Below are 11,807 nucleotides of genomic sequence, written 5' to 3'. Positions count from 1 at the left end.
AACTTTACCCCATCTTTAATACGGACATGAAGGCCTCTTGAGGAAGTTCTACCTTTCCAAACTGCCTCATACGCTTTTTGCCTTCTTTTTGCTTCTCCAATAATTTTTTCTTTCTCGTTACGTCACCGCCATAACACTTCGCCAGAACATTTTTCCTTAAAGCTTTAATTGTTTCTCTCGCAATTATCCTTCCACCAATTGCAGCTTGAATTGGAATCTCAAAAAGTTGTCTTGGGATGACTTCCTTCAATTTTTCAACTATTTGCCTTGCCCTGTAATACGCTTTATCCTTATGAACTATAAAAGACAGAGCATCTACTATTTCACCGTTAACCAGAATATCCACTTTACATAAATCCGATTTGAAATACCCGATAAATTCGTAATCTAAAGATGCATATCCTCGAGTTCTTGATTTTAACTGGTCAAAAAAATCATAAATAATCTCCAAGAGGGGCATATGATATCTTAAAATTACTCTTTTCTCATTTATATATTGCATATCTTTAAAAATTCCACGCTTATCCTGGCATAGTTCCATTACCGGACCTACGTATTCGGTAGGGAGCATAATTTGAGCTTCCACAAAAGGTTCCTCAATGTACTCTATTTTTGAGGGATCCGGAAAATTGGTGGGATTGTCCACCATAATTTCCTCCCCATCGGTCTTTTTTATTTTATACACAACGCTTGGAGCAGTAGTGATCATATTTATATCGTATTCACGCTCCAGCCGTTCTTGAATAATTTCCATGTGAAGTAAACCCAAAAAACCGCACCTGAAGCCAAACCCTAAGGCTGCAGAAGTCTCGGGTTCAAAATACAAAGCCGCATCATTCAACTGAAGCTTCTCTAAAGCTTCTTTCAATTTCTCATAATCTTCCCCATCGGCAGGATACATTCCTGAAAAAACCATAGGCACGGCTTTTTTATAACCCGGAAGGGGATTTTGCGCGGGTCTCTCCGCATCAGTAATGGTGTCTCCCACCCGGGTATCCTTAACGTTTTTTATGCCTGCCACCACATAACCGACTTCACCTGCTCTCAGGCAATCGGTAGTTTCCATATCGGGACTGAATATGCCCACTTCTGTCACCAGAAAGGTTTTTCCGGTAGACATCATCTTTATAGTTTGCCCCGGCTTAATCGAACCCTCCATAACCCTTACAAATGCAATAGCACCTTTATAAGAATCGTAGAGGGAATCAAAAATAAGAGCCCTCAAAGGATCATCTTCAGAACCTTTTGGCGCCGGGATCTTCTTGACAACCGCCTCTAATACCTCTTTAATTCCTATCCCTTCCTTTGCTGAAATTAATAAGGCGTCATCTGCCGGAAGTCCAATTACTTCCTCAATCTCCTTCTTCACCTCTTCAGGATGAGCACTGGGTAAATCTATTTTGTTAATGACCGGAATAATTTCCAGATTGTGCTCCAAAGCAAGATAAGTATTGGCAAGGGTTTGAGCCTCTATTCCCTGCGTTGCATCCACTACCAGGAGAGCACCTTCGCAGGCAGCAAGGCTCCTGGAAACTTCATAATTAAAATCTACGTGACCGGGGGTATCTATAAGATTTAAAAGGTACTCCAGACCATCGTCGGCTTTGTAGATCATTCTTACTGCCTGAGCCTTTATGGTAATTCCTCTTTCTCTTTCAATATCCATTCTGTCGAGGACCTGTTCTTTCATTTCCCTTTGGGAAATGGTCCCGGTAAATTCCAATAATCTATCCGCCAAGGTAGATTTACCATGATCTATATGAGCGATTATACAAAAATTTCTAATCCTCTCCTGGGGTATCGGCATCCATTTTCCTCCCTCATTCATTTGAAATGATTTATCGCAGCAGTTAGTTTAATTATACATTCACTCATTTTTTTTATCAACCTGCTAAAAATCTCCGTAGCACTTTCTATTTCATACACTTTTATCAAGGGGGAAAAGGAGTATTCCTTATCGCCTCTTTTGATTACAATATTTTTATTTTCCACAGTTATATCAAAAATTTTTATATTTTTCGTAAGTACAAAATTTTCGCCTAACACTTCTATTATGTATATTCCACTATCTTCTACCTTAAAATCAAAAATCATAGGATCAAAATGTACGCCCATTATTTCCATAACGCCTTTTTCAGCAAAATGTAAAAATAAAATTAACGAGATAAGAAATATAACAACTATCAATTTGACATCATCATACATTTATACCACCCGGATTCTTAAATTTTTTATTATTTTTTCATCGGGTGGTAGTAATTATTCTTTTTTGTTACGATTTCTTTGAAAGGGATTTTATCACATCATTCAGTACTTTGGCAAAAGCCTTAGCCGATTCTATGGATTCTTCCATTGTATTTCCATGACTTCCAATCTCTACAAGAATGGCCTTTTTAGAAAGATGTTGATTGAATCGCTGTTCCCTCAGATCTATTTCTCTTGCAAGACCGGGAAAGAGCTCTTCCATTTTTTCTTGAATCAGCAATGCAAATTTATAGTTTTCTTTCCAATTTGGATGCGGAAACATTTTATCCGTCCCTACAACCAGCATAATTCTTGAATAAAGTTTTCCGTTTATCTTAACAGTAGTCAATTCCCTGGACTTATCGGGATCGGAGTAGGGAGCATCCCTGTGTAGATCAATAAGAATCTGAAGAGTAGGATATTTTTTTAATAATCCCTGCACGGTATTTAAAGAATTAGAATAGGAATACATATATGTAGGCACGTCATGGATCGTTTTATCATGCAAAACCTTTATCCCGTAATTTTCCAATTCCTTTTTTAAAATCTCTCCTACCTTCACCACCGTAAAATTCAAATCATCTGAATGAAAGGCTTTGTCCCTGGGCTTATAATTGTAAGCCTTTGACGGCATATAGGATTCGGTGGTATGGGTGTGATAAATAAGAACAATAGGTGCCCCTTTTACCGGTACAACCTCATCAATTTGTTCGGGCTCCACTTCAGGAGGAATAAGACTTTCATTTTCTTCATTTTCCGGTTCATGCTCATTTTCGGGAATTTGTTCCGGCAAGGGATTTTCTTCATTTTCTGAGCTGCCGTCAATTTCAACTCCCGGTGTGGATGCAGCCTCCAAGCGGATCTGACCTAAAATGGGCATTTGATAGTTAATTATATCCTTCCCTGAAAACGAATTAATATTTAATGCAAGTTTTAAAATACTCCTCGCAATTGGTGTATTACTTCTGTTTCCTGTTTTTTTATCCAGCTGGGCTTTTTCAACTAAGACTTCGTAACTGGGAATCGTCTGGGAAAAAATGAATTCAAAAAATCTGTCATCAAAGGCTTTTATGTACTCAAATACTTGAATTTGTCTTTGTTCGTTAAAAGCAGTAATGGTTTCTTGCAAAAAAGCTCTTTTATAAATTAAAAAACCTAAATTTGATATTAAAAATAAAAAACAGATTAATAAAAGTATTTTAACAGTAATTCTTTTAATTTTTATCACCTTTATACCCTGCATTAAATCACCCTCCGATTAAAGATATTCATAAATAGAAAAAAAAATGAGGCTTTTTTTGCCTCTTTTTTTTGCTTCAATGTATCAATAAATTATTTAAATCTTCATATTTAATTCCGGGATGCAGGGCTAAATTAATCCCGTGAGCCAGTACGTGCGCAGCATCTTCTATCAAAGAATCTATTTCTTTTGGAGTTACAACAAGCTCTCCCACATAAGGTGATAATACTTCTTTTATCATTCTATATTTTTCTTCTTTACTGAGATTTGTCACGAGTTTGAACAGCTCCGTTCCGGGTTTAATTTCACGCTCAATGGAGTCAAAAACTTTTTCCAAAGTATCGTTAGCAATGGTGGCTGCATCAACTACAGTAGGAACTCCAATAGCAATAACGGGTATTCCTATAATTTCTTTTGTAATCCCCATCCTTTTGTTTCCCACCCCGGATCCGGGGTGAATCCCCGTATCGGATATCTGAATACTTGCTCCTATTCTCTCAAGGCTTCTTGAGGCAAGGGCGTCTATAACTATAAGAGCGGATGGCTTTACCCTGTTTACAACCCCCATTATAATTTCTCCGGTTTCAATGCCTGTAATACCCAGCACTCCGGGCGAAAGGGCACATACCGGCCTTATCCCTTCTTCGGGGTTGTAACTTTCGGGCATATATTCTATAAGATGCTTTGTGACGAATATTTTTTCAATAACCTTTGGCCCTAAGGAATCCGGTGTAACATTCCAGTTTCCAAGACCTATAACGAGAACGGTAGAATTTAAAGAAATGTTTAGCATTTTGTTTATTTCTCTGGCAATGGCTTCACATATTCTCTTGATAAATTTTTGCTCCTTATTCCTGATACCATCTGTCTCAATAGTTATATAAGTGCCAATGGGCTTGCCAATAGCTTTTTTCCCCTCTTCATTTAATACCCTTACCCTGCTAATTCTTAAACTTAGTGTTCCCTCTTTTTCAAACAAAACCCCGGGAACCTCTCCTTTACCCACCATCTCCCGGGCTTCAATTGCCAAATCGGTGCGAATATTTATTTTCGATCCCTCCTACCTTAATTCAGTAGGCACAAAGGCATCAATTATACCTATTACCAAAGAAGCAAGCAAAGCTCCCCACCAAGTTACCCTCATGGAAGGCACTATAAACTGTGCAAGGTAAATAACCACTGCAGCGGTAATAAACCCTACTATTCCTCTGCTCTGAGGCGAAACGGATTTACCAAGCAAGCTTTCCACGATAAACCCCAGAATTGCTATTACAATTGCAGCGATAAGAGCTCCAGTAAACCCGGCCACCTGAAATCCGGGTATTAGAAAACTTACCAGCATCAACACCAGAGCCGAAACTATAAACCTAATTATCATACCTATCATTTGTATTTTCACCTCTTTAGCTTTATTTTTTAATTTCTTTTTATATAATAACCTATAAAAATATTAAATATACTAATTTAAAAGGTCTTTTCTCTTGCAATTTAATTTTTGAAATGATAAAATAGGTTTAGTGCTTTCAAGGGGGTGAAAAATTGCCAAATACTGCATCTGCAAAAAAGAAGCTTCGCCAAGCAATTAAAAGAACCATTCGTAATCGAATTGTAAAAGCCAGTATAAAAACCGCCGTAAAAAAATTCAACGAAGCGTTAAAATCAAAAGACGCAGAAACAATAAAAATCGCCCTTAAAAATGCTATAAAGGCTTTAGATAAAGCTGCAGCAAAAGGCGTTATACATAAGAACGCCGCTGCAAGAAAAAAGTCCAGCCTTTACAGAAGGTTAAAGGAACAAAATATTGCAATTTAAAAAACGCGTAAGATATGTCTTACGCGTTTTTTATTTCCAGCTTAAAAAAGATGTTCTCAGGCAATCCTAATAATGAAAATAAAATAAATTTATCTGGAGGTGTTTTTATGGATAACAGGGTAAATCAGATTCAGAGTCAGCTTCAGAATTTGCAAAATAATATTAACAATTTCTCTCAGCTTGTAAATAACCTCCAGCGCATGGAAAGTTCCCACGTTTCCCAGCTTGCTCAGATAGTCAGCGAGGAACAAACTGTCGCCCAAAGGTTACAGCAAATACAGAGAGCTGAACAACAGGCCACTGATCAGCTAAACCAGATGCAGAGAATGTTCAACGATATGGTAAAGCAGCTGCAACAACTAAACAGTTTAACAAGGGATCTGGTAATGCAGATGATCACCCCGCAGCAATACGCAACCCAATACCAGGGCACCCAGTATCAAGCACCTTATTATAAAGCTCAGGAAGTTCCTCCTGCAAGGCAAAACTTCAATGAATACAGGCAGCAGGCCTATAATCAAGAGTACGGCCAGCATACAGCCAAGGAAGTCCCTCCAGCCAAACAGCAGCAGCAACCCTGGTATTAAAATCTTACCTTTTTATATAGTTTATTAATATTAATTTGCCGCTTAAAAAAGCGGTATTTTTTTATTTTTAGCATTATTTTTTAAATAATTATAATTTTGTTGTTAATAATGATGTTTAACGATATAATATTAATACCAATTCAAAGGAGGAAAAAAATATGAAATTTAAATCCATATTCTTTATATTTTTAATTTTTATTTTTGCCTTACCTTCAATAGTTTTTGCTAATAGCAACGACAGGGTAAACATTGGCAAAGATTTGTATATCAAAAATGATGAAGCAATTTACGGCAACGCAGTTTCGATAATGGGTAACGTAATTGTAGAAGGAAAAGTTTTAAAAGACGCTGTAGCAATAATGGGCGATGTTGTGGTAAGAGGCCGAGTAGATGGGGATGCAGTAGCAATAGGCGGAAAGGTTACAATTGAACCAACGGGTAAGGTTTTAGGTAACACAAATGAAATAAGCCTGGGTAATAGCATCAACGGAATTTTTAGAAATTTTAACAAAAATAACATTTATTTCGGACCCGGATTCACAGGCAATTTCTATACCAATCAACTATTCTTTTTTAAAATTATGCGCCTTTTAGGACTTTTAACTCTTGGAATTATTGTACTTGTTTTTTTCCCAAACATTCTCGGCAATATTGTTGAATCCGTAGATAAAAGCATAGGGTATAATTTTCTGTTAGGTCTTGCAGGATTGATTTTGACACCTTTAGTAATCTTTCTTTTAGTCCTTTCAATTATTGGAATACCACTAATTCCGATGGTAATTATATTTGTTTCAACAGCCTATTTTTTCGGTTATATAGGAATTTGCATTTACTTAGGAAAAAAAATTAACGAAAATATAAGAGTAAATAAAAATTTGTTTATTGAATTTATCTTCGGTGCGTTAGTAATCTGGCTTCTCCAGTTTGTTCCAATAGTAGGCTTTTTAATAAACCTATTCGTATTTTTACTATCTATAGGTTTGGTAATAAAAACCAGATTCGGCACCAAAAGGATATCTTAACTTAATAGGATAAAATTACAATTTACTTACTAAAATCTCGAGCCCCATTTTATCATTAATCTTTCCTTTTTTTATTTCAAAGTCCAGTTGTTCGCATAAATGTAAGGCGTACTTTAACCTCTCAATAGAAAAATTATTGGCTTGATTCTTAAGCTTTTTAAATACAAAGGGATGTAAGCCCAATTTTTCTCCAATTTTTTCTCCCTCTTCACCTGCAATCTTTATACAGAATAAATTAATCAAATGTTTAGAAATCATATGCAAAACTAATATTCCTTTCTCTCCTTTTTTAAATAGCTCTGTCAACTTTGAGAGAGCTAAATTTTTTTTATTTTCCATTATGCAGTCTATAAGTTCGAAAATATTTGTTTCATCATTTTTAGAAATTATTTCTTCAATTTCCTCTGTTTTTATAACTTTATTTTCGTCAAAAGAAAAAACAATTTTTTTTATCTCGTTTTCCGTTTGGTATAAATCTCCGGTATAATATGCTAAATATGCTACAGCTGTTTCATCCAGATTTTTGTTATAAAACATTGCCCTTTTCTTTATCCATTGAATTTTTTCTTTTTGATTATTTATTTTATATTCCTTTATAAACCCTATTTTTTCAATTGTCCTGTATAGTTTTTTTCTCTTATCAACTTTTTCGCAGGTTAAAATAAGGCATGCGTATTCGGGAAAATCCTCTTCAAGAAAATTAGCAAGCTTCTCTTCTTCAATTTTTTTGTTGCTTCTAAAATCACTTAGAAAGCTTGCATTTTTAACAAGCACAACTCTTTTTTTACTCATAAAAGGTACTACAAGACACGCATTTATAATATCCGATCCATTATTTTCTTCTCCATCGAATTTAATAAAGTCTATTTCATCAGAACTGCTATTTAAATACTTTTTTTTAATTTTTTCTACTGCTTCCTCAATTAGCAATCCTTCACTACCATACAATAAAAAAATATTTTTATTCATCGAATCCTTTGAAATTTAAACCACCCCCCATTTATATTTTAGCTTTCACATAATTTCATGTAAATCTTTAATTATCTCTCATGGTTTCTATACGTATTCTATTATCAAAAATTTTAAAGGTAATAGCTCCTAATTCATCTGTCCTTAAGATAGAAATTTTTTGTTTTTTTAATAAATTAAGCACATCTTCCGAAGGATGCCCAAAATTATTTTCCCCTACAGATATCACTGCAAACTGAGGGCTTACCGCTTTAACAAACTCTTGGGAACTGGAAGTCCTACTGCCGTGATGTCCAACTTTTAATACATTGGCTTTTAAATCGGCTTTTTGCTGTAAAAGCAGTTTTTCTCCCTCCACGCTCAAATCACCGGTAAATAATATTTTGAAACCTTTATAATCCATTTTGAGTACAATAGATGCATCATTTTCATCTTTATAGTCGTATTTTTTTAAAGGATTCAGAACTTCAAATTTTATATTTCTGTATTTAAATTCATCCCCTCCGGTTATGCTCAATACTTTAACGTTTTTCTTTATAGCAACCCTAATAATTTCGTCATAAAGCATTGCACTACTTCTGGCACCGTAAATCAGATAATTAACCTTATAATTTTTAAGTATATATAAAAGACCCCTGGCATGATCATCATCGAAATGACTTATTATTAACGCTTCAATATTATTTAAACCTTTACTTTTTAAAAAAGGATCAAGAATATCTTTTCCGGTATCGAAATCTCCGGTTAAATACCCTGGTGTTCCTCCACCATCTATTATAAACGCCTTATTATCTTCAGTTTTTATAACACAGGAATCCCCCTGACCAACGTCGAGAAAAGTTATTTGAAGAGGACTTTTTTGAAAATATATAAAAATAATTAAAAGAATACTTAAAATTAGGGTTGTTACTTTAAATTTCTTGTAATAATATATATAATAATTTCCTTTACTTAACATATTATTAGGAAAATCAAACAGTATCGCAATAATTAGATAATACAGTATTAATGGTAAAAGACCTTTATCCTCTACGGGTACCACTGCATAAGGAAATTTAATTACAATACTGTTAAACATCAAGGAATACTTTAAAAGCAATTCACTCAATTTTAATAAAATAGAATTAAAAATGGGGAATATATTTATTCCTGAGATCAGTCCGATTAATAAACAAAAACTTATAATGGGAACGATTATAATATTTGTAAAAATACTCACTAAGGAAATATAGTGAAAGTAGTATATCAAAAAAGGTATTAACAATATTTGTGCGGAAAGGGTAGTAGAAAAAGTTGTATTTAAAAAATTCGGCAAGAAAGAAAACATCCTCTTAAAATAACCGTAAAATAAGATTAAACCCAGAGTAGCTAAAAAAGAAAATTGAAAGCTAATGGAAAATAATAAAAAAGGGTTAAAAATTAATACTAAAAAAGCCGCAAAGGATAAGTTATTTACCGGATCCGATCTCCTGTTTATAATATTTCCCAAAACCATAATTAGAAGCATAATAAATGCCCTGAAAACCGGAGGGGAAAAATTTGCTGCAAGAGCATAAATGAACACTATAAATAAAGAAATATAGGCTTTAATAGAACGTTTAATTTTTATAAAATTTAGCAAACTATAGAAAGCGGTATAAATTATCCCTACATTAAGCCCCGAGGCAGCAAGAACGTGTATAATGCCCCCTTCTCCCATTTCCTTGAGCAACTCCGAATCCACATTTGATTTTATACCAAAAATCACGCTCATCATCACTGAAGAAAATTTTAAATCTAAATTACTTTGTAATACCTTCCGATAATGCTCCCTTAAATTATAAGCTACTTTATAAATATAAGTCCTTAATAAGCCTTCATTATACTCACCTATTTTTTCTATTTCCCGGGAAAAAATCGTTGCAAAAATTCCTTTTTGCAACATCACAGCTTTATAATCAGCGCTTCCAGGATTGGTTCTTTCTTTTGGAATTCTTATCTTCCCTTTAAACCTCAAAACATCACCGTAGTTGAAAAGGTTTTTATTGCCTACGGTTTTAAGCCTTATTATACCTTTTATTCTTTTATATGTACTATCTTTTTTAATATATAGGGTGTTTATAGAATAGATCACTTCATTACTTTTTACTTCGGGAAAATCCTTTATATATCCTATTAATTCTAATTCTTGACCATTGTAATCAATAAAATCATTTTGCATCTTTAATTCATAATAATGAAAATATAAAAGGCTTAATAAAAAAACGGCAGTTATTAATATAATATGATTATATTTTCTGGTGTTTAAATAATAAAACAATAAAGAAAGAGAAATTAAAATAAAGATTGAGGCAAAATAATAAAAAAATCTCCCGGCATCGGGGAGAAAATAAGCCGTTAAATATCCTGTAATCATTGCTATTGTAACATTGAGAAAAAATCTATACAAATTTTATCAACCCTTTTTATCGATTTATCTCTTAAAATCTCTTATAATTATGAAATATTTGATCAAAAAAGTGAAGTATTAATAAAAATTTACAATATAAATATTAGCATTAAATTTAAAATTAAGCTATATGCTATTAATTATTTGTAATTATTGGAGTAATTTTTTACTTTAATTACCATTGTAATTTTCCCTTTCCTTCATAAGCTCTTTTGAACGATGTGCTGCATTTTTTACAGCCTGAATAATTGAGTCCCCAAAACCCATTTTCTTTAAAGTTTCTATAGCGGCTACAGTGGTACCTCCCGGGGACATTACTTTTTTACGCAAGTTTTCCGGCATTTCCCCGGTCTCTACCACCATTTTTGCAGCCCCAAAAACCGTTTGAATTGATAGATTTAATGCAATTTCATTGGGTAAACCTGCTTTTACGCCGGCTTCGGTTAAGGATTCAATCATAAGATAAACATATGCCGGTCCGCTTCCCGAAAGTGCAGTAACCGCATCCATCCATTGTTCATCAACTTTCACCACTTTACCTACCGAAGAAAATATTCTAAAGGCTTCTTCTTCATCCTCAGGCTTCGCATATCTTCCGGTGGCAATTGCTGTGGCCGATTCCTTTACCTGACATGAGGTATTGGGCATCGCCCTTATAACCTTTATATTTTTTCCCACTAACTTTTCTATCATTGAAGTGGTGACGCCGGCAACTACGGAAATAACCAGATGATCCCTGGTTATATAATTCTTTATATTACACAAAAGCTCATTAATATCCCTGGGTTTTACAGCAATAATAATTACATCACACTCTTTTAATAAAGCCTGGTGATCTCGTGTAGTCCTGACAGAAAAATTTTTTTCAATAAATCTTAGCCTTTCTTCGTTATTTTTATTTGTAACATATATCCCTTCCGGCGGAAAAGTCAATGCTCCTAATATTCCTTTAATTAAGGCTTGAGCCATTGAACCGGCTCCAAAAAAACCCAGTTTTTTACCATCCATTTTTAATTCCCCCTTGAATATGATGAATAAAAAAACCTTCCGTCGTAAAAAGGACGGAAGGTTCTCTCCGCGGTACCACCTTTGATTGACTGTTTGCAAAAAATAAGGATTTTACAAACAGCCCGCTCAATTAAGGTACGCCCCAGCAGCTGGGGATATACCCTCCTTTTTTAACGGTAAGGAATACCGGCTGAGCTCATCGCCAGCTGCTCAGGGTCGGGATCGGAAAACCGGTGCAGGAAACCTTTCAGCCCATGAGTTTCCCTCTCTTTTCACCGGGGAAATTCCTTTTACACCCTTCATTGCTTTAATATATTACTAAAAATTATATGTTGTTTTTAATTTTCTGTCAAGAAATTAATTAAAACTATGTAGTTATTCTGTGATAATGTCATCTTAAAATTTCTCAGTGAAAATGTCACTCACTGTGGTAAAATGAAAGGATGATATTATCAATGAATCCAGAAGAAAGAAATAAGCTTTACGTAGCTCGTTGT

The 11,807-nt window shown here is 34.3% G+C and carries 11 protein-coding genes; 3 read left to right on the top strand and 8 right to left on the bottom strand.

Annotation, left to right across the window (positions count from 1 at the left end; translation table 11 throughout):
• Positions 1-4: 4 nt before the first annotated feature.
• The 5 genes from lepA to ATZ99_RS08710 all read right to left on the bottom strand — a co-directional run bounded on the left by lepA (position 5) and on the right by ATZ99_RS08710 (position 4,871).
• On the bottom strand, positions 5-1,807 hold the full coding sequence (lepA, locus tag ATZ99_RS08730) for a translation elongation factor 4 (protein WP_068748859.1): 1,803 nt from the start codon (positions 1,805-1,807) through the stop codon (positions 5-7).
• A 17-nt stretch (positions 1,808-1,824) separates the two neighbouring features.
• On the bottom strand, positions 1,825-2,205 hold the full coding sequence (locus ATZ99_RS08725; RefSeq protein WP_068748858.1) for a hypothetical protein: 381 nt from the start codon (positions 2,203-2,205) through the stop codon (positions 1,825-1,827).
• Positions 2,206-2,272: 67 nt separating this feature from the next.
• The gene (gene spoIIP, locus ATZ99_RS08720; protein WP_068748857.1) at positions 2,273-3,487 is read right to left on the bottom strand and encodes a stage II sporulation protein P; all 1,215 of its coding nucleotides are present in this window, start codon (positions 3,485-3,487) and stop codon (positions 2,273-2,275) included.
• Between the two features lie 73 nt (positions 3,488-3,560).
• Entirely contained in the window at positions 3,561-4,532 is a 972-nt protein-coding gene (gpr, locus tag ATZ99_RS08715) for a GPR endopeptidase (RefSeq protein ID WP_342669118.1), read from the bottom strand.
• Positions 4,533-4,544: 12 nt separating this feature from the next.
• Positions 4,545-4,871 carry a phage holin family protein gene (locus tag ATZ99_RS08710; protein WP_068748856.1) on the bottom strand — a complete coding sequence of 109 codons (327 nt, stop codon included), beginning with the start codon at positions 4,869-4,871 and terminating at the stop codon, positions 4,545-4,547.
• A 152-nt stretch (positions 4,872-5,023) separates the two neighbouring features.
• On the opposite strand from ATZ99_RS08710, the gene rpsT reads away from it, so the two are divergent.
• The 3 genes from rpsT (at position 5,024) to ATZ99_RS08695 (ending at position 6,905) form a co-directional block, all read left to right on the top strand.
• Positions 5,024-5,296 carry a 30S ribosomal protein S20 gene (rpsT, locus tag ATZ99_RS08705; RefSeq protein WP_068748855.1) on the top strand — a complete coding sequence of 91 codons (273 nt, stop codon included), beginning with the start codon at positions 5,024-5,026 and terminating at the stop codon, positions 5,294-5,296.
• 14 nt (positions 5,297-5,310) lie between these two features.
• Positions 5,311-5,883 (top strand): hypothetical protein, encoded by a 573-nt coding sequence (locus tag ATZ99_RS08700; protein WP_157074742.1) that lies wholly within the window; start codon positions 5,311-5,313, stop codon positions 5,881-5,883.
• A 158-nt stretch (positions 5,884-6,041) separates the two neighbouring features.
• Positions 6,042-6,905, top strand: a complete 864-nt coding sequence (locus tag ATZ99_RS08695; RefSeq protein ID WP_068748853.1) for a DUF8173 domain-containing protein — start codon at positions 6,042-6,044, stop codon at positions 6,903-6,905.
• Between the two features lie 15 nt (positions 6,906-6,920).
• Here the strand turns inward: ATZ99_RS08695 and holA are convergent, their stop codons facing one another.
• From holA to proC, 3 genes are all read right to left on the bottom strand, one after another.
• Entirely contained in the window at positions 6,921-7,874 is a 954-nt protein-coding gene (holA, locus tag ATZ99_RS08690; protein WP_068748852.1) for a DNA polymerase III subunit delta, read from the bottom strand.
• A 67-nt stretch (positions 7,875-7,941) separates the two neighbouring features.
• Positions 7,942-10,302, bottom strand: coding sequence for a DNA internalization-related competence protein ComEC/Rec2 (locus ATZ99_RS08685; RefSeq protein ID WP_068748851.1), 2,361 nt, complete (start codon positions 10,300-10,302; stop codon positions 7,942-7,944).
• Between the two features lie 171 nt (positions 10,303-10,473).
• Complete coding sequence (gene proC / locus ATZ99_RS08680) at positions 10,474-11,310, bottom strand: pyrroline-5-carboxylate reductase (protein WP_068748850.1); 837 nt, start codon at positions 11,308-11,310, stop codon at positions 10,474-10,476.
• Between the last annotated feature and the right edge of the window lie 497 nt (positions 11,311-11,807).

The organism is Thermovenabulum gondwanense (genome assembly GCF_001601575.1).
Classification (GTDB): domain Bacteria; phylum Bacillota; class Thermosediminibacteria; order Thermosediminibacterales; family Thermosediminibacteraceae; genus Thermovenabulum; species Thermovenabulum gondwanense.
The sequence above is the reverse complement of the archived record's forward strand: the minus strand, read 5'-3'. Positions and strand labels throughout refer to the sequence as shown.